The organism is Olsenella sp. kh2p3, from assembly GCA_900119625.1.
GTDB lineage: Bacteria > Actinomycetota > Coriobacteriia > Coriobacteriales > Atopobiaceae > Tractidigestivibacter.
The window spans coordinates 22,644-42,921 of the sequence record FPKD01000010.1; the positions used below are offsets into that span (position 1 = coordinate 22,644).

Sequence of the window (20,278 nt, forward strand, 5' to 3'; positions counted from 1 at the left end):
CGCCGCACTCCTCAGAGCCTGTTTAGCCTCGCAAGATGCCCAGGAAGGTCACGAATCCGGGAAGCAGCACCATGGCTGCTGCGGCTCCACCATCAAGCTGGCCAGACATCCCGTAGAAGAGGAGAGAGAACGCGAAAATGGCAATCACCGCGACAAGTCCGCCCCAAGTGCCGGGCCTGGGCTGTGCGTCTGGCCCAAAGAAGGTGCGTAGCACGCAGATGGGAAGGCCAACCATCACGCCGATTCCTGCAGCGCACGCGATGCCACGGGCGAAGGCATCCAGCTGCTCGGCAATCTGGAAGACAATCGCAATGGCAACGAACACCCCAAAGGCCAACCCAACTAGCTTAAGCAGCTTATCTTCCATGGCACCCCCTCTCAAAGACACTTTATCCCAAGAGGGGCGGCAGCGCCCTGCCGTCCCACACCAAAGTCCTGCTAGCATTTTGCCTAACCACGCAACGTAAGAGGAGGCGCCATGACATCCGAGCACGGCAAGAAGCATCGCGCCCGCCATGTGGCAAAGACCGTGCTTGCCGTTGTGGGCGGTGTTGTCGTGGTTATGGCGCTTCTCGCAGCAGCACTGGTGTACGAGCTCAACTATGCCGTGAGCACCGTCGACACGTCGGTCTCACCAGACGGCAATTACACGCTTGAGCTGCAGTCCGTTGGCGAGCCCATGTTCTTCTCCCCCGCGGGCGCGCGCCTTGTCCTCAAGTTTGGCCGCTACGAGGTCTCGCGCATGGACACGCAAATCTCAGACGATGGCGGGCAGGTGCGCCCCACAAGCTGGCAAGTGAGCTGGGAAGACGACGGTGTTGAGGTGCGCCTTAGGGGATCCGAGCAGAACGACGAGCTTGTGACCATGGGCTTTGACGGCAGCGTCTCAACAGGGCGGGCCACTGCGGATGAGAGTCTGGGAGAGCTGCCAGACGCGGAGACGGATACGTCACCCGCGCCAACCGATGGCGGGGCGATATCCTCTGGGGTTGCCCAGCAAGAAGCCGAGCAGATCGATGCCGGCTACAAGGCCGTCTACGACGCGGCACTCAAGTCGCAGGGCTACGGCTACCAGGTGACGTACAGCGCCAAGGGGGACGAGCGGGTCATTCTCTCCCAGGACAGCGAGAAGGTCGTGCTTCTCATCTACGACCGCGAGTCCGCTAATGGCGCGTGTGCGCTCTTTGCGCTGGAGAGCTGCCCCGTGAAGGGTTACGGCAGCTGGTCGATTGAAGAGGCCACGCTGCTCGACGAGTACGCCTACGCGTACGAGACTGGCGAGGTCATCGCATCTGGAAAGACCTCCTGGTCCGATACCGGCACGCAGGAGTTCCGCGACGCCACGGGAGAGTAGGGAGTCGCAACCAAAATCCGCTCACAGGTACTCGAGGAAGCGACGCGCGGCCCGTGGCAGCGCGCCCTCGCGATAAACCACGCGATTGTCGCGGTACGTTGCTGGCTCGAGCGGCTTGGTCACGATGGCATAGGGGTTTCTCCGCAGGATGAGTGCAGGCAGGATCGAAAGGCCCAGGCCGCTCTCGACCATCGACATGATGGCGTAGTCATCCCAGGTGGAGAAGCGCGCGTTGGGCGAGAGGCCCGCACGTTCGAAGATGGGGGTTATCTCGTCGTCCTGACCGCGCTCGAGCACGATGAACGGCTCCTCGCAGAGCGCCGAGACGGGCACGGACGCCTCCCCCGCAAGCCGATGACCCACCGGGAGCACCGCCATGAGCTCGTCTCGCTCAATCACGCGCTCGGCGAGCCCCGAGTAGCAGGGCGCCCTCGGCAGGAATCCAAAGTCCACGCGGCCAGACGCCACCCAGCCGTCGATCTCGGTGTAGTCACCCATGAGCAGCTCGTACTCGATGGCGGGGTAGTCCTTCTGGAAGCGGCCGATGACCTTGGGCAGGATATGTGTGGCCACAGACGAGAAGGTCCCTATGCGGATACTGCCCGCGGCAAGCCCATTGAGGTCATCTATCTGCGACTCCAGGCGGCGATAGTCGTCGCACACGCCCTCCACGAAGGGCAGCACCGCGCGCCCCTCGCTGGTGAGCGTCACTCCCGCGCGGCTGCGCTCGAGAAGCGTCATGCCCCAGTCGCGCTCGAGGTCGGCGATCATGCGGCTCACACCGGACTGCGTGTACGAGAGCGAGCGCGCTGCCCGCGTAAAGCTACCCGTTCGTACGGTCTCGACAAATGCCTGGTATTTCTGGATGTTTGCGTCCATGGAGCCCCCTTGCGGCACACGGTGCGGCGCTGCAAGCCGCTGACACCGATTGCATGACGAATCATCATATATCTCATGATAAACATTCGCTTTTATCAGCATACACATTCTGCGAAAGTGTTTGAGGAAATTGAGGGGCCATGGGAGGTCATGCATGTCGCGCGCGTCGAGGAAGTACCTGCTGTCACTGCTCGTCTTTGGCTCGAACGGCATCATTGCTAGCCAGATCTCGCTTCCCAGCTGGCAGATCGTCCTGCTCCGCACCCTGCTTGGCGGCACGCTGCTTGCCCTCATCGTGCTGGGCGCCCGCAAGCGTCCTGCGTTTCTCGACCACCCGCGCGACGCCGCCTACCTTGCCGCATCCGGCGCGGCGCTAGGCGTGGGTTGGATCTTCCTCTTTGAGGCATACAAGCTCATTGGCGTGGGCATTGCGTCTCTTGCCTACTACTGTGGGCCGGTCATCGTGATGGCGCTCTCGCCGGTCCTCTTCCACGAGCGACTCACCCCCGCCAAGCTGCTGGGCTTTGCGGCCGTTATCTGCGGTGCGTTTCTCGTAGTGGCGCAGGGCAAAGGCGTGGCGCTCTCGCCATGGGGGCTTGTGTGCGGTGGCATGTCGGCCGTCATGTACGCGGTGATGGTCATCTGCAGCAAGCGCGCATCCAACGCCGTAGTCGGTATTGAGGCCTCTGCAATCCAGCTGGTTGCGAGCTTTGCCGCCGTTGCCGTGTTTGCGCTTGTCGCCCATGGCTCCGAGCTGGCCGTGCCCCTCTCGGCGAACTGGCCCGCCATTCTCTGCCTTGGCCTCGTGAACACGGGCCTTGGTTGCTACCTGTACTTCTCCGCCATGGGTCAGCTGCCTGTGCAGCGCGTCTCGGTGTGGGGCTACCTCGAGCCGCTCTCTGCCGTGATCCTCTCGGCGCTCATTCTTGGCGAGGCACTCACGCCCGCGAACGTTGCCGGTACGGTGTTTATCCTGGGTGGTGCCATCTTCTGCGAGGTCGCCGGCAAGCGCCGTGGCGCCGAGAAGACCAGCCGTCGCCTTGCGGGGAGCCGTTCTGCCGGCAATCTCGCAGCCTAGGGCCTCGCAGCACAGGGCCTCGCAGCCTAGGACATCGCAGCACAGGGCCTCGCAGCCAATTATTGAACGATATTTCTGCTCGCATTTTGCTCAACTGCGGAAACGTTCTCCTGGTCTGATTTTTCGCGCGATAATTTGGACGCCCACCACACCGAGGACGCATATAGCGCCGGTGGGCACGTGGTCGGATTGTCAATCCCCCTACACCTCAAGCTCCGTGAGATTCCCAAGAGAACTTGAAAGACAAGGCAGCTGAAAGCTAAGTTGGCTCATACTTAATTGTCTTGAGAGGCGCGAATTGGGATGAGGGAATCGCGATGGGGCTTGGGACAGAAGACAGGACACATGCCGAGAAGGGCAATACTCCCTCGACTTCCAGCTCACGCAAGCCTTCGCGCCTCTCCAACCTGATGGCTAACGTTGGCCACATCGACAGCCGCACCCTTATCTACGTACTGCTTATCATTGTGGCTTGTGCTCTGGTTATAGTTGCCATCGCCGCCGTGTCGCAGATGTTCATCGCATCCCCCTCTGCGGCAAGCTCCTTGCCCAAGTACCACCACTAGCCAAGAAGCTCCTCAAACGGACAGCGCCCTATCCCAGCAGTCCGGAAATCACCAGCACGACAACAAGTACGACCACGGCTACCGCAACGATTGCCACAACCCTCAGGGTATCGCGCCGCGCCTGCTCGCGACGGCGCCTTGCGTAGACCTGCGCCTCTGCATCGCGTGCGTCAATGGCGCCGTAGCTGCCCGTCTCATACGTAGGCGCAGATGAACCATGCCCTGCGGGGGCCGCAGCCGGAGAAACCGGCGATGCAGGTGTCACGCTTGCCACGCGCCGCCGCCGGCCGTCGCGATCTGCCGTATTGCCATCATGGCGCGATGCCGTTGGAGGAACGTGCACAGCACCAGATGCCGAGCGCGCACCCTTTGATTTCCTGTCGAACAAAGCCATAAGAGACCCCCGCCCCTCGGGGCAGCTGGCCCCATCTATGTGGCGCGCCAAAACAAGCGCACCATCTGCACAGTGATGATACCGGGAAAGGCGGCGAGACAAACCGCCACCACGCAACCTACGGCTCGCAGACAAATACCTTGAGGCCAAGCCAAGCGGCCGGCCGTCCCACTCGGGCAGCCGGCCACGTGCCATACCGCACACCCTACCCTACGCCATGAGCCGCCTGGTACTCGAAGCTGCCAAGCTCATAGGTGCCAAACACACGCATGCGCTTGAGCTGCGTGGGGTCGTCGCCCACATGCACCTGCCCATACTGCGTGGTAAAGGCGAGCAGGAAGCCCGACTGCTTGACCCCGGAAGGTGCAGCGTCGGAGACGTCGCCGTACGGATACGCAAATGCGTCGCTCGTCTTGAGAATATCCGCGGACTGCTTGAGGTCCTCGGAGATCTCGGCAGAGGTAAGGTCGTAGATGCGCCCACCATGGCCCTTGCCCGAGGTACCCGCGCGGTGCAGGTCGTACGAGTGCGACTGGAAGTCGACGTACGGGCTGGCGTAGTTCGAAAGCTTATCCTGAATGTCGCTGTCGCTGCAGATGACAAACGAGGTCGCGGGAATCTTGTGGCTCTCAAGCAGGGGAATCGCATAGGTGAGAAAACCATCGGATCCGTCGTCGAAGGTGAGCACCACCGACTTTGCCGGCAGCGAGTGGCCACCGTCAATGTACGCGCGTATCTCGGCCCAGGACGGGAAGTAGTAGCCATTCTCGTTGAGCCAAGAGAGCTGCTGGCCAAGCAGGGTGGTGGAAATAAGGTTCTGATCCTCGGAGGCACCCTCGGGAGGGTTTGCCGCATCGTAGACGTCGTGGTACATGAAGACCGAAATGCCGTCACTATCCCAGCCTCCATCAACGTCATCCACCACGTGGACGGTGCGAGTGGCCGTGGCCACCATGCCAGCGGAGTCTTCGACGGTATAGGTAACGGTGTAGTCCCCAAGTGTCGAGGTGTCGACCTCGCCCGTGGCAGTGACCTTGTCCGTAATCATGCCGTCGGTGCGGTCGTGCGCGTAGCAGCCGCCGTCCACGTAATCCTCGCCCCGCTTGACGTAGGTGTCCGCGCTGCCCCCCAGCGTCATCACGATGCTGCCGTCATTCTCGAGAACAGTGGCCTGTGCGGCCTGTCCCGCATCCTGCGAGGAATCCGTTCCCTGCTCGCCCTGTGTAGCGGAAGCATCGCCGCTTCCAGAGCCGCCAAGGGACGGCAGCGCCAGCCCCGCTCCTCCACGGGCAACCACAATACCAATGACAAGCGCGGCTACGCAGGCAACGGCGATAATGACTCCACGGCGCACGGCACGGGAGCGCTGCTCCTTGCGGTGACGCTCGGCGTACGCACGGGCTTGCTCGGCCCTGGCGGGAGGCTGCGTGCGATACCCGTCCCCGGGGCGCAGCACGCGCACGTCACCTGCCGGCTGGCGACGATGCTGCCCGCGCTGCTGCACGCGCCTCTGGACGTCGCTCGCGGAACCGGTGCCGGCGACCTTCTCGACCGGATCCTCTGGCACGTAGCGCGAAACGCGAATGTCGTCACGCTCGACGCGGCCCCTGTAGTTGTTCTCCCTGTTTGCCATGAGCCATCACCAATCCGATTGAGACCGCCCAACACGGCCTTCTCGACCTTAAAGGATAGCAAAGCCCGTAGTCTACAATTGAAGCCCGCGCGCCCGCCACGGGGCGCACACCACGCAACGGTCTCGTCGAGAGGGGCGCCATGCCCAAGGTAAGCATCATCGTTCCCGTCTTCAACGCCCAAGAGACGCTGCGCAGGTGCGTCGACAGCATCCTGGGGCAGGAGTACCGCGACTTCGAGCTCATCCTTGCAGACGACGGCAGCACGGACTCCTCGCCCGCCCTTTGTGACGAATACGCCGAGAAGGACAGCCGCGTGCGCGTGCTCCACAAGGAGAACTCCGGCGTCTCGGACACGCGCAACAAGGCGCTAGACGCCGCGCAAGGCGAGTACGTGCAGTTTCTCGACTCGGATGACTGGATTGCCCCCGAGGCCACGCGCCTTCTCGTGCGCGCCATGGAGGACAACGACTGCGACATGGTCATCGCGGACTTCTACCGCGTGATTGGCAGCAAGGTCTCGCGCAAGGGCGACATCGACGCCGAGGGCGTCCTCTCGCGCGAGGAGTTTGGCGACTACATGATCCAGAACCCCTCGGACTTCTACTTTGGCGTTGTGTGGAACAAGCTCTACCGCCGCGACATCATCGAGAAGTACCAGCTGCGCATGGACGTCACGCTCAGCTGGTGCGAGGACTTCATCTTCAACATGGAGTACGAGCTGCACTGCAAGCGCATCTACCCGCTGCAGGTCCCCGTCTACTACTACGTGCGGACCAAGGGCTCGCTGGCCAGCCAGGGCGCCAACCCCGCCAAGGTCGTCCAGATGAAGCTCAATGTGATCGAGTACTACAACGACTTCTACAAGCAGGTCTTCGACGAGGAGGACTACCGCGCGCGCCGTCCCGACATCTACCGCTTCTACATCGAGTCCGCCGGCGACGGCGACATCATGCCGTGGCAGCGCTCGGCCAAGCTGGGCGAGGAGCGCGTGCCCGTCTTCGTGAATCCCGAGATGCAGGAGGACGCGCTTCTCGGCCTGTACTTCGAGGAGAAGCTCGTCGAGAGGAACCTGGAGCTTGTGGCCGCGCAGTTCGACCTTACCCCCCGCGACGTGCGGCTCCTTGGCTTCGTGCGGCTGGGGACGGTCTTCTCGGGCAGAGAGGAGCTGGCGGACTACTGCGGACTCTCCTCGCCGCAGCTGGCGCGCACGCTGCAGCGGCTGCAGTCGAAGCGCCTGATAACCGTGGAGATGCGTGTGGAGCGCACGGATGCGGACGGCGAGGCGGTTGCCGCCGACGGCGTTGCAAGCACGGCGGGCATCCCCGGTACGACAAGGACCAAGCTCCTGGTGGTCGAGCCGACCGAGCAGGCCCGGCCCGTGATGGAGGCGATCGCGCAGGCGCTGCGCGACTGCGACCGCGTGCGCTGCTCGTCCATGGGCGAGGACGAGGCCAACCGCTACCGGAGCGACCGGAGGAAGGCGCTCGAGAGCATCCGGCGCACCCTGGCGTAGGGCGGATGGCGCTTCTCGGCGAAGTGCTTCTCGATGAAGCACTTCTCGGCGCCCGCAAAGTTCGGACCGGTCGCGCGGGATTCCCGCACGGCCGGCCCGTTTGCAACACATTCGGGATGCGATTGTGTATCGACCTGCGCGCGTTACACATTCGGGTTCGAATCTGTATCCTGGCGCCACACATTCGGCGTCCGAACCTGTATCGACCTGCGCGCGGTACACATTCGGGGCCGAATCTGTATCCGCGCACCTGGCGCAACGCGCCATTCCAGCGCAGCGCCAGGCGCCGGGAGGCCCTTCCCTACTCCTGCGCGGGAGTCTCGGGCATGACCTGGTCGACGTACCCGCGGATGATGGAGCACGAGTTGCGCATCGCGCGGCGCTCGTCGTAAGAGAGGTCAATCTCGAGCACGGCGTCGATACCGTTGGAGCCCACGATGCAGGGCGTACCAGCGGAGATACCACTCTCGCCGTACTCGCCCTCAAGGTGCACCGAGAGGGGCAGCATGCGCTTCTCATTGTGCAGGATGGCCGTGATGATCTCGGCGACAACCGAGGCGATGCCAAACTCGGTGCAGCCCTTGCCGCCCACAATCTTGCTGCCAGACTCCTTGACCATGCGCTTGACCTCATCGAAGTCGATGTTGGTGTTGGAGTGGTGGTCCATCGCAAGGTACTCGCGCAGCGAGATGGAGCCAACGGTCACGTGCGAGGTGGGGATGAACGACGAGTCGCCGTGCTCGCCCATGCAGAAGGCCTGAATCTGCTTGGCGTCGACGTCGATGATGCCGGAGAGGATGCGGCGCAGGCGCACGGAGTCGAGCGCGGTGCCGGTGCCAAAGACGTGCTCGCGCGGCAGGCCGAGGTTGCGGTACAGGTACTCGGTCACAATGTCGGCGGGGTTGGAGACGCTCAGCACGATGCCGTTGAAGCCGGAGTCGCGCACGGGGCCAACGATGCCCTCGAGCACCTTCATGGTGCCGCCGAGCATGTCGAGGCGCGTCTCGCCGGGCCTGCGGCTGCGGCCGGCGGTGAGGACGATGAAGTGGGCGTCCGCGCAGTCGGCGTAGTCACCAACGCGGATGGTGAACGAGTCGCCCATGCCCGAGGCAAGGTCCTCGAGGTCCATGACCTGGGCCTCTGCGGCCTCACGGTTCACGTCGAGAAACACGATCTCGTTCACGAGGTGGCGAAACATCAGGCACAGTGCAACGTGGCTGCCAACGCGACCGGCGCCGATAATGACAACCTTGCGCGTCTGGAATGGCTTCTCAATAGGCATTGCTTTCCTCCTTGATGGACGGACAACTACTGTGCAACTACTCACCAAGGGGAAATGATACGTCACTAGAAAGCGAGCGGGCGGCCTCGCGACCGTCCGCTCGCCGACTTGTTTGAATGAGTCGGGGAACCGCCCTGAATGAGACAAAGGGACAGTCCCTTTGTCTCATTAGTCGCGGGTGAGCTTGCGGTGCAGGCGGTGGGGCTTGGACGCCTCCGGGCCCAGGCGACGCTCGCGGTCGGCCTGGTAGGCCTCGAAGTTGCCCTCGAACCAGTGCCAGCAGCCGGGGTTCTCGTCCGTGCCCTCCCAGGCCAGGATGTGCGTGGCCACGCGGTCGAGGAACCAGCGGTCGTGGCTCGTGACCACCGAGCAGCCGGGGAAGCGCTCGAGGGCGTCCTCCAGGCTCTCGCTCGTCTCGGTGTCGAGGTCGTTCGTGGGCTCGTCCAGCAGGAGGAGGTTTCCGCCCTGGCGAAGGGTGAGGGCCAGGTTCAGGCGGTTCCTCTCGCCACCGGAGAGCACGCCGGCAGGCTTCTGCTGGTCCGTGCCCTTGAAGCCAAAGGTCGCCACGTAGGCGCGGCTGGGAATCTCCGTGTCGCCCACGGTGATGTAGTCGTTGCCGTCCGAGACAACCTCCCAGACGCTCTTCTTGGGGTCGATGCCGGCGCGCATCTGGTCCACGTAGGAGAGCTTGACCGTCTCGCCCAGCTCCAGCGTGCCCGAGGAGGGCTGCTCCTGGCCAACGATCATCTTGAAGAGCGTGGTCTTGCCCACGCCGTTGGGGCCAATCACGCCCACGATGCCGTTGCGCGGCAGGTCAAAGGAGAGGTCGTCGATAAGGATGCGGTCGCCAAACGCCTTGGTGAGATGCTCCACCGTAAGCACCTTGGCGCCCAGGCGCGGGCCCACGGGAATCTGGATCTCGGAGAAGTCGAGCTTCTTGGTGGCCCTGGCCTCGGCCTCCATCTGCTCGTAGCGCTCCAGGCGCGCGCGGTTCTTGGCCTGGCGCGCCTTGGGGCTCTGGCGCACCCACTCGAGCTCTGAGCGCATCTTCTTGGCGCGCTTGGCGTTCTCGCGACCCTCTGCCTCCAGGCGGGCGGCCTTCTTCTCCAGGTAGGTGGAGTAGTTGCCCTCATAGGGGTAGAGCTGGCCGCGGTCCACCTCGCAGATCCAGCCGGCAACGTCGTTCAGGAAGTAGCGATCGTGCGTGACGGCCATGACGGCACCGGGATAGTTGTGCAGGAACTGCTCGAGCCACAGCACGCTCTCGGCGTCCAGGTGGTTGGTGGGCTCGTCGAGAAGGAGCAGGTCAGGCGCCTCGAGCAGCAGGCGGCACAGCGCCACGCGGCGACGCTCGCCACCGGAGAGCTGGGTCACCGGGGCGTCCGGGTCGGGGCACTGCAGGGCGTCCATGGCCTGCGAGAGCTGGGAGTCCAGGTCCCAGCCATTGGCGGCGTCGATCTCGTCCTGGAGGCGGCCCATCTCGGCCATGAGGGCGTCAAAGTCCGCGTCGGGGCTCGCCATCTCCTCGCCAATCTGGTTGAAGCGGTTGACCTTGGCAATCACGTCCGAGAAGGCCATCTCGATGTTCTCGCGCACGGTCTTGTCCTCATCGAGGGGCGGTTCCTGCTGCAGAAGCCCCACCGTGTAGCCCGGCGTGAGGCGGGCCTCGCCGTTGGAGACGTCCTCGAGGCCGGCCATGACCTTGAGAAGCGTTGACTTGCCCATGCCGTTGGGGCCAACCACACCGATCTTGGCACCGGGATAGACGCCCACGGTGACGTCGTCGAGAATGACCTTCTCGCCCACGACCTTGCGGGCCTTGTACATCTGGTACACGAACTCTGCCATTGCTGCTCCTGTCTGGGGCCAAACGTGCCCTTGGGTGAGGGGTGCCGCATGCGGCGAGAAGTACTCGCCACGGGCGTGTGTATGCTCCCATTCTACGGGAGGGCGTGTGGGCGACCCCGCGGGCGGCGGCGCACGGGGCCGCGCCCTTCAACGTTTGTGCACAATCGGATGCCGTTGCATGCCCAAAACCTGCGGTTTCGCCCATGCGTGCATCTTTTTTGTTACTACCGGTGGCACAATCGAGGGGGATGGGATACACCTGTACGGCCGCGACCGCTCTGACGGCGGGCATGGTGCAAAGAGAACTGAGGGGGATTCATGCCAGAGGCAATCCGCAAGGTCAACGTTATCGGCCACCTGCATCCGGACACGGACAGCATCTGCGCCGCCATTTCCTACGCTTACCTCAAGAACCAGATTGACGAGCCAATCTACGAGGCCAGGCGCGCGGGCGCCATCAACCGCGAGACGGCTTTTGTGCTCAAGCACTTTGGCTTCGAGGAGCCGCCGCTCATCACCTCGGTGACGCCGCAGATCAAGGACATCGTGGTGCAAAAGCAGCCTGGCATCGACGCCGAGATGAGCCTCTTCGCTGCCTGGAACATGATGCAGGACACCAAGGTGGATACGCTCTGCATCACCGATGAGGACAAGCACCTCGAAGGCCTCATCGCGGTGAAGGACGTTGCCAACGCGAACATGGACATCTTCGACACCGCCATGCTCTCCGAGGCGCAGACCTCCTACAAGAACATCATCGAGACGCTCAACGGCACGCTGCTTCTGGGCGACCCCAACGGCCGCGTGACCAAGGGCAACGTGCGGGTGGGCACCACGCCCGAGATGATGGAGGACACCATCAAGGCCGGCGACATCGTGCTGGTCACCAACCGCTACGAGACCCAGCAGTTCGCCGTCGAGTGCGACGCCGGCTGCCTGGTCATCTGCTGCGGCGCCAACGTGTCCAAGCGCGTCATCGCCTCCGCCGAGCGCCACGGCTGCACCATCATCACCACGCCGTACGACACCTTCGCCGCTGCGCGCCTCATCGGCATGTCCGTGCCGGTGCGCGCCAAGATGCTGCGCAAGGGCATCCTGCAGTTCTCGGTCAACACGTCCGTGGACGACGCGCGCAAGATCATGGCAAAGTCGCGTCACCGCTTCTTCCCCGTCATCGACGAGGACGGCTCCTACTTTGGCCTGGTGAGCTCGCCCAACCTCATCAACATCAAGCGCAAGCACGTCATTCTCGTCGACCACTCCGAGCGCTCGCAGGCCGTGGACGGCCTTGACCAGGCCGAGATCATGGAGATTCTCGACCACCACCGCATTGGCACCATCGAGACAAACGCGCCCGTCTACTACCGCGCCGAGCCCGTTGGCTGCACCTGCACGATCATCTACAGCGCCTACGCCGAGGCCGGCGTGGAGATTCCGCCCAACATTGCGGGCCTCATGCTCTCGGCCATTCTCTCCGACACGCTCACGTTCCGCTCCCCCACCTGCACGGCCAAGGACCGTCACGCGGCCGAGGAGCTGGCCAAGATCTGCGGCGAGGACATCGAGACGTACGCCGACTCGATGTTCGAGGCCGGCGCCGACCTCACGGGTCGCACCGCCGAGGAGGTCTTCCACCAGGACTTCAAGGTCTTCAGCCGCGGCAACGCCAAGTTTGGCGTGGGCCAGGGCAGCTACATGACAAAGAACAGCCGCGTGGCTGCCGAGAACCTCGTGCGGCCGTTCCTCGCCGAGGCCGCCAAGGCCGAGGAGCTGCCCATGATCTTCTACATGTTCACCGACGTTAAGTCGCAGAGCACCGACCTCATGATCTACGGCAACGGCGCCGAGGACGTGGTGGCGCAGGCCTTTGACGTCACGCCCAAGGACGGCATGGCGCTGCTCAAGGGCGTTGTGAGCCGCAAGAAGCAGATCATCCCGCCCATCATGGCAACGCTCCAGAAGATCGACGAGGACGATTAGCAATTCTCGCCCCCCGCGCTTGATGCCGCCCCGGCCGCCGACATGCTGGCGACCGGGGCGGCTGCTTTTCTCGGCGCGAGGTCCTTCTCGGCACCAGGCGGCTCATCGATCAGCAAGGATCGCGCGCTCCGGAGACAGGCCAACCCAACCCTATGCTGGGCAAGCCACACAACCTCACACGTGTTGTTTCTTCTTTGATGTACGCGTAACTTCACCTGGGCTTTTGTCGTTATATATCAAAAAAGAAATATCACGTGTGAGGTTTAGCCGCGCAAGTCGAACCTCACGTGTGAGGTTTAGCCGCGCAAGTCGAACCTCACGTGTGAGGTTTAGCCGCGCAAGTCGAACCTGCCACAGTTTTTCTCAGCCCCCAATGCGTGACGCCCCGTAACGCGTTCGGCAACGAATGTGTGACGGGAACGCCACCTTCCGGCGCCGGCGCTCCGGCTGCCGTAGAATGGTGGGCGGTCCTTCTCGGCGTCGCACCCGCGGCGCACTCTGCCAACACCCAGCAGGAAAGGTGGCCTCGATGGTCTCGCGCATCTACGTTGAGAAAAGGGACGGATTCGACGGGGAGGCGCGGGCGCTCAGCCACGAGCTGCGGCACATGCTGGGCATCTCGTCGCTCACAGGCCTGCGCATCATCAACCGCTACGACGTCGAAGGCATCTCCGAAGAGCTCTTCGAGCAGTGTGTGCCCGTTGTCTTCTCCGAGCCCCAAACCGACCGCGCCACGCGCGAGATGCCCGAGGTTGCGGAGGGCGCGCGCGTCTTTGCCGTGGAGTCCCTGCCCGGCCAGTTTGACATGCGCGACGCCTCGGCGGCCGAGTGCATCCAGCTCGTCTCTCAGGGCGAGCGTCCCACGGTGAGAAACGCCAAGGTCTACGTGCTAGAGGGCGAACTCACCGACGACGACCTTACAGCCATCAAGCACTACGTAATCAACCCGGTCGAGGCGCGCGAGGCGTCGCTCGAGAAGCGCGAGACCCTCGCAACCACGTACCCGGAGCCCGCAGACGTCGAGGTTCTGGACGGCTTCCTCGACCTGGACGATAAGGGCATCGAGGACTTTGTGCGCGACCGCGGCCTGGCCATGGACGTGGCAGACGCCAAGTTCTGCCAGAGCTACTTTACGCACGAGGGCCGCGTTCCCACCATTACCGAGATTCGCATGATCGACACCTACTGGTCCGACCACTGCCGCCACACCACCTTTGGCACCGCCCTCACCGACATCCAGTTCGACAACACCCAGGCAGCGGCCGCGTTCCGCCGCTACATGGATGTACGCCACCAGCTTGGCCGCGACAACAAGCCCGTCTGCCTCATGGACATGGGCACCATTGGAGCCAAGTGGCTCAAGCACACGGGCCAGCTCACCGGTCTCGACGAGTCCGAGGAGATCAACGCCTGCACCGTGAAGGCAAAGGTCGACGTCAACGGCCACAACGAGGACTGGCTCTACCTCTTCAAGAACGAGACGCACAACCACCCCACCGAGATCGAGCCCTTTGGTGGCGCGGCCACCTGCATTGGCGGCGCCATCCGCGACCCACTTTCGGGCCGCAGCTACGTGTACCAGGCCATGCGCGTGACCGGCGCGGCAGACCCCACGGCACCGGTGTCGACCACGCTTCCCGGTAAGCTCCCGCAGCGCAAGATCTGCCGCACGGCTGCTGCTGGCTACTCCTCCTACGGAAACCAGATCGGCCTTGCCACCGGCCAGGTCTCCGAGCTCTACCACCCCGGCTACGTGGCCAAGCGCATGGAGATCGGCGCCGTGGTGGGCGCCACGCCTGCGGACCACGTGCGCCGCGAGTGCCCTGCCCCGGGCGACAAGATCGTGCTTCTCGGCGGTCGTACCGGCCGCGACGGCATCGGCGGCGCCACGGGCAGCTCCAAGGCGCACAACGTGGAGTCGCTCGAGAAGGACGGCGCCGAGGTCCAGAAGGGCAACGCCCCCACCGAGCGCAAGCTGCAGCGCCTCTTCCGTCGCGGCGACGCGTGCCGCCTCATCAAGCGTTGCAACGACTTTGGCGCCGGCGGCGTCTCGGTTGCCATTGGCGAGCTTGCCGACGGCCTTCTCATCGACCTTGACCGCGTGCCCAAGAAGTACGACGGCCTTGACGGCACCGAGCTTGCCATCTCCGAATCGCAGGAGCGCATGGCCGTGGCGCTGGCCCCAGAGGACGTGGACGAGTTCCTGGGCTACGCGCGCGAGGAGAACCTCGAGGCCACGGTTGTCGCAGAGGTCACCGAGGAGCCCCGCCTGCGCATGACCTGGCGCGGCAAGACCATCGTGGACGTGAGCCGCGAGTTCCTCTCGTCCAACGGCGCGCCCAAGTCCACCTCGGTGCGCGTCTGCGCGCCGCACGAGTACCACCACGAGTGGGCAGGCGACACCTTTGCTCAGAAGATGGTATCGCTGGTAAGCGACCTCAACGTGGCATCCAACAAGGGTCTGGCCGAGAGGTTCGACTCCACCATTGGCGCCGCGACCGTCCTCATGCCGTTTGGCGGCACAACACAGCTCACGCCGGCGCTTGGCATGGCGGCGAAGCTCCCCGTGGACGGCGAGACAACCACGTGCTCGGGCATGGCGTGGGGCTACAACCCCTACCTCATGAGCGAGGACGAGTACACAGGCGCCTACCTGGCCGTTGTTGAGTCCGTCTCCAAGCTTGTGGCCATGGGCTTCGAGCACAAGAACTTCTACCTCACGTTCCAGGAGTACTTCGAGAAGCTCCGCGACGACCCCAAGCGCTGGGGCAGGCCCACGGCCGCACTTCTCGGTGCGCTCATGGCCCAACTCGACCTGGGCATTGGCTCCATTGGCGGTAAGGACTCCATGTCCGGCTCGTTCGAGGACCTCGACGTGCCGCCCACGCTCGTCTCGTTTGCCACCGGCCTGGGCAAGGTCGACCGCGTGACCTCGCCGGAGTTCAAGCACGCCGACGACCAGGTGATCGTTGTGGTGCCGGAGTACGCCGACGATGGCATCACGCCCGCGGCGGAGTCCCTTCTCGCCGCGTTTGACTACGTCGAGAAGCTTATTGGCTCCGGCGCCGCGCGCGCGGTGAGCACGCCGGGCTATGGCTGCATGGCCGAGGCCATGTTCAAGATGTGCGTGGGCAACTTCATTGGCCTGCGCGTGCGCCCCGAGTTCACCCAGGAGGCACTGCTCAACCCCGCGTACGGCAGCTTTGTGATCGAGCTTGCACCGGATGCCAGCCTGCCCGAGGTGCCAAAGGGCGTGACCGTGGCGGCGTTTGGCCAAACGCTCGCAGAATACGCGCTCTACGCCTGCGGCGAGCGCATGTCCATCCCGGACGACCTTCAGAAGCCCTGGGAGAATGCGCTCTCCGGCGTGTATCCGTACCTGGGCAAGGCCGATGGCCCGGCATGCGCGCCTCTCTCGTTTGACGCTGAGAAGGCCGGCGTCACGCCCACGCGGCATACGACCGGCGCCAGCTATGCCAAGCCACGCGTGGTGATTCCCGTCTTCCCAGGCAACAACTGCGAATACGACTCAGCGCGGGCGTTTGAGCGCGTGGGTGCCGTGGCAAAGACGGTCATCGTGAACAACCTCACGCCGCAGGCCGTCGCCGAGAGCGTCGACGCCATGGTGCGTGCCATCCGCGAGAGCCAGATCGTCTTCATCCCCGGCGGCTTCTCCGGCGGCGACGAGCCCGACGGATCGGCCAAGTTCATCGTGGCATTCTTCCGCAACCCCGCCGTCACCGAGGCGGTTCGCGACCTGCTCCAGGCGCGCGACGGCCTCATGCTGGGTGTCTGCAACGGCTTCCAGGCTCTCATCAAGCTGGGGCTCGTTCCCTACGGCGACATCGTGGACGCGCGCGAGGACTCCCCCACCCTCACCTTCAACCCCATTGGGCGCCACCAGAGCCGCCTCGTGCGCACGCGCGTGGCGTCGACCATCTCGCCGTGGCTCTCCAAGTGCAAGGTGGGCGACGTGCACAACATCGCAATCAGCCACGGAGAGGGACGTTTTGTGTGCACCACCGAGGAGCTGGAGCGCCTTGAGGCGGCAGGTCAGATCGCCACGCAGTACGTGAACGCCGACCGGCTGCCGTCCATGAACCTGCGCTCCAACCCCAACGGGTCTTTCATGGCGGTTGAGGGCCTCACCTCGCCCGACGGCCGCGTGCTGGGCAAGATGGGCCACACCGAGCGCAGTGGCGCGGGCCTCTACAAGAACGTGCCCGGCAACGCATACCAGCCGCTGTTCGAAGGCGGTGTGAGCTACTTCGCTTAAGCGCAGCCAGGGAGGTGGGGCCTCAGCCCTTGTCCCCCAGGCGTCGAAGTACATCAAACCCACGACCCCTGGGGGACAAGGGCTGAGGCCCTCCCCGGGGGTCGCTTCCTTACCTGCTGGAGCGACCTAGCAAAGCTACTGGTGGCTGCGGGGCTAAATCTGGACGTTTTCCCGGGCTTCTCGGCTCCAGAACGTCCGGAATTTGCCCCGCTGTCCTCGCGCGGCACGTCGTCTTGCGACTGCCTGCGAGCGGCAGCCGTCCCGCGTATACTGGTTCGCCGGCTACGCGAGAGGAGCAGCATGGCACGAGAAGACAGCGCAGTGTTCCACATGGGCGAGCGACAGGAACGCCTCCTTACGAGCACGTGGGGAGCCCTGCTCGCGGCCGCGTTCTGCTGCCTTCTCTGGGGGTCGGCGTTTCCGTGCATCAAGATTGGCTACGCGCTGTTCGACATCGCGGGTACCAACACCGCGTCCCAGATGCTCTTTGCGGGAACGCGCTTTCTTCTCGCCGGGGCGATGGTCATCGTCTTTGTGAGCATTGCCAGAAGGCGCCCGCTGGTGCCCAAGCGCACGGATATTGGTGCCACCTGCTTGCTTGCGCTCTTCCAGACATTTGGGCAGTACGCATTCTTCTATCTGGGACTTGCACACGCCGCGGGAACCACGAGCTCGGTCATCGAGGCAAGCGCCAACTTCTTTGCCATCCTGCTTTCGGCGCTGGCGTTTCGGCAAGAGCGGCTTACCGGCAGAAAGCTGGCAGGTTGCCTGCTGGGATTTGCGGGTGTTGTTCTCATCAATCTTGGCGGTGGCCTGGGCAGCTTCTCATTTTCCTTCTCGCCCGATGGCGAGGGCATGATTCTTCTGAGCACGCTGTGCTCGGCCACGTCCTCCTGCCTTATCCAGCGACTTTCCAAACGGCAGGACCCGGTGCTGCTCAGCGGATGGCAGTTTGTGGTGGGCGGGCTTGGACTCATGGCTATGGGCGTGGCTGGCGGCGGGACGCTTTCGCCCACCGGACCGAACGCCATTGCGCTGCTCGCATACATGGCGTTCATCTCGGCTGCAGCGTACAGCGTGTGGTCGCTCCTGCTTTCCGTGAACTCGGTCTCGCGCATCTCGGTCTATGGGTTCATGAACCCGGTGTTTGGCTTCGTGCTTTCTGCAGTGCTCCTCGGCGAGTACCAGCAGGTTGACCCCGTGCGCTCCATCTGCGCGTTGGTGCTGGTAAGCGCCGGCATTGTGGTAGTTAACCGCGTGGGCGCGAAGACCGAAGGCAGCTCCGAGTCAAGGCGCGCAAACTGAAAACCCAAAAGTGCCCGCAAAAGCCGGAAAGTGAGTAAGCAACTGGCTACCAGGGGCATAGACCCGCAGGGACTGATGCACCCTAATCGCATCCGGCTTCAGTGCCAACAGGGAAATAGGCAGCGAAACACCACCGTCGACTCTCTGGGGGACACGCACGGCTGCTGGATGCAACATCTCGCCAATAAAATAATACTCATATGCTAACTTCCGAGTGCTTTTAGTTAGTTATTCTTGCGCGGAAGCGTCGCATGGTCCACATACAGAGTGCGGACGTGCCGTAAAAGATGCAAACGCAGAGCCATCACATGCGATGACCGATTTTTTCTTTTATAGGGAACATCCGACTCTATTGAAGCGTGTAGAAAGTAAACGGCCACGAGACGGAGCGGAGGTTGCATATGCGAGGTAGTCAGCATCGCACCTCGGGCTGCAGAAGCGAAAACTTCATGCGTCATGCAATGAACCTCCATGGAGACGCCGTATATCTTGTTGCCCTAAGCCAGACTCGCTCTCAAATTGATGCCCAAGATGTCTCTCAAGACGTATTCCTGCGCCTTCTTACGAGCGATACGGAGTTTGCCGATGAAGAGCACCTCCACGCCTGGCTATTGCGCGTAACCATCAATCGATGCCGTGAGCTGTATAGGTCTCCTTGGCACAAGCGTATTGCCCCATCCGACGAGATGATCACTGCAATCCCTTCTGCAGATCTCGACCCTGCGGAAGCGGTGGTAAGTGCCCTTGCGCAGAATCCCGTCTGGGCGGCACTCAAGTCCCTACCCGAGAAGCTGCGGGTGGTCGCTCTTCTTCACTACGTTGAGGAATACCCAACCGAGACAATCGCCAGGATTGTGGGCTGTCAGCCTGCCACTGTGCGTACACGACTCCACAGAGCAAGATCGCAGATGAAGAGGTATCTCGAATCCATGGGAATGGAGGGCGATTATGAGTGACGAGCAGCTAGAGAGGGAGCTCAAAGCACTGGCCAAGGAAGTACGGCTTCCCAATAAGGTGCGAGAAGGGGTTGAACGCAAGACTCGGCAAATGGATGGCGACGCAATCGTCCGGACCGGAACTGGTCGCTCCGTCACAAGACGGAATCTCCTGTGGGGTGGCGCCGTGTCAGCAGGTGTTGCCGCTTCTCTATTGGGTTTGGCAATTCTCGGCAGAAATCACCAGAACGACCAGGACTCTCTTACAGAGAATCCTAGTAATCCTTTTGTGCTGCGTGCATACGCTGAGGGCATGCCCCAGGGGGACGGAAGCATGCTTACCACGAGGTTTATTAGCACCCTTGGTTCCTCGGGCACCACAGATACCGGAACGTGGTATGCCTCGAGAGATATCGACCTTACCTGCATGGGGGATGGGATTGAGTCAATTGAGTATTCACTCTCTGGGCCAAATACAAGTCGTGAGGAAGACCACGATGCGACAGGGCAAGCTATCGTAAGGTTTGATGCACTGTATAACGGGGAGACAGGCGAGAATGAGTCTCTTCCAGAGAATAACGGTACCGCCACAAGCTACGTAGTGACTTACGATGGCCAGGCAGCAGATGAGCGGGCATTTAACAGAACTCTGTATGCAGAGTTCCCCACGGACGACGCTCTCGATGCGGCGCTTTCTCAGCAACTATCCGAAATAAACCTTTCTGGACCAACCTGGGAAGATGCCGTTCAGCAAGCCGAAGCATACGTTGCACTTCAAAAGCTCCTTGAAAAACGAAGCGCAGATCTGTTGGCGTCAACCACTCTCACTATGACAGCGCACCTCCAAGGGGGCGGCGTGCAGAGTCACGCGTATTCCATTTCGCTACGCGAGGATTTTGACAACATTTTGGACGAATGGCTGGATTCCCAGGTCGAGCCCGAGGCAGCCATCAAATGCTATCGTGATGACCCAGACCATACGGATGACTATGCCGCTGCACAAGAGCGCCTCCGATACATCTACAGCCAGCCACCCGACCTGTTCGTTTTAACTGAGCTCGAGCAGAAATAGGGCCTCGCTCGCTGCACCGCAGCCTTGATTCGCACGGCTCCACCAGCACCGTCCCGGTCGGTACTCACAAGCGCTAGCTCACTAGCTGGTAACTCCGATATGCGTGCAAAAACACTCGTTCGCCAGCTCGCAGGCGATTCCCTGGGACTCCTCTACGTATAA

At 62.8% G+C, this 20,278-nt stretch carries 15 protein-coding genes; 9 read left to right on the top strand and 6 right to left on the bottom strand.

Annotated elements, in window-relative coordinates; all coding sequences use genetic code 11:
• Positions 1-22: 22 nt before the first annotated feature.
• On the bottom strand, positions 23-367 hold the full coding sequence (locus BT122_RS09550) for a hypothetical protein (protein ID WP_059054996.1): 345 nt from the start codon (positions 365-367) through the stop codon (positions 23-25).
• Positions 368-478: 111 nt separating this feature from the next.
• Between BT122_RS09550 and BT122_RS09555 the strand changes: the two genes are divergently transcribed.
• A complete protein-coding gene (locus tag BT122_RS09555) occupies positions 479-1,354 on the top strand; it encodes a hypothetical protein (protein ID WP_072355701.1) in 876 nt (291 codons plus the stop codon).
• A 21-nt stretch (positions 1,355-1,375) separates the two neighbouring features.
• Here the strand turns inward: BT122_RS09555 and BT122_RS09560 are convergent, their stop codons facing one another.
• The gene (locus BT122_RS09560; protein WP_072355702.1) at positions 1,376-2,233 is read right to left on the bottom strand and encodes a LysR family transcriptional regulator; all 858 of its coding nucleotides are present in this window, start codon (positions 2,231-2,233) and stop codon (positions 1,376-1,378) included.
• A 154-nt stretch (positions 2,234-2,387) separates the two neighbouring features.
• Between BT122_RS09560 and BT122_RS09565 the strand changes: the two genes are divergently transcribed.
• The gene (locus BT122_RS09565) at positions 2,388-3,311 is read left to right on the top strand and encodes a DMT family transporter (protein WP_072355703.1); all 924 of its coding nucleotides are present in this window, start codon (positions 2,388-2,390) and stop codon (positions 3,309-3,311) included.
• Between the two features lie 317 nt (positions 3,312-3,628).
• Positions 3,629-3,877 (top strand): hypothetical protein, encoded by a 249-nt coding sequence (locus BT122_RS11025; protein ID WP_059054983.1) that lies wholly within the window; start codon positions 3,629-3,631, stop codon positions 3,875-3,877.
• A 28-nt stretch (positions 3,878-3,905) separates the two neighbouring features.
• Here BT122_RS11025 and BT122_RS10895 read toward each other — a convergent pair whose 3' ends face one another.
• Together BT122_RS10895 and BT122_RS09575 are read right to left on the bottom strand one after the other, a co-directional pair.
• A complete protein-coding gene (locus BT122_RS10895) occupies positions 3,906-4,271 on the bottom strand; it encodes a hypothetical protein (RefSeq protein WP_153001590.1) in 366 nt (121 codons plus the stop codon).
• 205 nt (positions 4,272-4,476) lie between these two features.
• The gene (locus tag BT122_RS09575; protein WP_083432443.1) at positions 4,477-5,904 is read right to left on the bottom strand and encodes an immunoglobulin-like domain-containing protein; all 1,428 of its coding nucleotides are present in this window, start codon (positions 5,902-5,904) and stop codon (positions 4,477-4,479) included.
• A gap of 140 nt (positions 5,905-6,044) precedes the next feature.
• Between BT122_RS09575 and BT122_RS09580 the strand changes: the two genes are divergently transcribed.
• The gene (locus BT122_RS09580; protein ID WP_072355704.1) at positions 6,045-7,418 is read left to right on the top strand and encodes a glycosyltransferase; all 1,374 of its coding nucleotides are present in this window, start codon (positions 6,045-6,047) and stop codon (positions 7,416-7,418) included.
• 301 nt (positions 7,419-7,719) lie between these two features.
• Here BT122_RS09580 and BT122_RS09585 read toward each other — a convergent pair whose 3' ends face one another.
• Both BT122_RS09585 and ettA read right to left on the bottom strand, forming a co-directional pair.
• Positions 7,720-8,700 (bottom strand): L-lactate dehydrogenase, encoded by a 981-nt coding sequence (locus tag BT122_RS09585; protein WP_072355705.1) that lies wholly within the window; start codon positions 8,698-8,700, stop codon positions 7,720-7,722.
• Positions 8,701-8,868: 168 nt separating this feature from the next.
• Positions 8,869-10,548 carry an energy-dependent translational throttle protein EttA gene (ettA, locus tag BT122_RS09590; RefSeq protein WP_059054980.1) on the bottom strand — a complete coding sequence of 560 codons (1,680 nt, stop codon included), beginning with the start codon at positions 10,546-10,548 and terminating at the stop codon, positions 8,869-8,871.
• Positions 10,549-10,866: 318 nt separating this feature from the next.
• Between ettA and BT122_RS09595 the strand changes: the two genes are divergently transcribed.
• From BT122_RS09595 to BT122_RS09615, 5 genes are all read left to right on the top strand, one after another.
• Positions 10,867-12,528: a putative manganese-dependent inorganic diphosphatase gene (locus tag BT122_RS09595; RefSeq protein WP_059054979.1), complete on the top strand. Its 1,662-nt coding sequence runs from the start codon at positions 10,867-10,869 to the stop codon at positions 12,526-12,528.
• A 529-nt stretch (positions 12,529-13,057) separates the two neighbouring features.
• Entirely contained in the window at positions 13,058-16,804 is a 3,747-nt protein-coding gene (locus tag BT122_RS09600) for a phosphoribosylformylglycinamidine synthase (protein WP_072355706.1), read from the top strand.
• Between the two features lie 300 nt (positions 16,805-17,104).
• Entirely contained in the window at positions 17,105-18,109 is a 1,005-nt protein-coding gene (locus BT122_RS09605) for a DMT family transporter (RefSeq protein ID WP_218161980.1), read from the top strand.
• A 449-nt stretch (positions 18,110-18,558) separates the two neighbouring features.
• Positions 18,559-19,065, top strand: coding sequence for an RNA polymerase sigma factor (locus BT122_RS09610; RefSeq protein WP_218161981.1), 507 nt, complete (start codon positions 18,559-18,561; stop codon positions 19,063-19,065).
• Positions 19,058-20,116, top strand: a complete 1,059-nt coding sequence (locus BT122_RS09615) for a hypothetical protein (protein WP_072355708.1) — start codon at positions 19,058-19,060, stop codon at positions 20,114-20,116. The genes BT122_RS09610 and BT122_RS09615 overlap by 8 nt, the downstream gene beginning before the upstream one ends.
• Positions 20,117-20,278 lie beyond the last annotated feature (162 nt).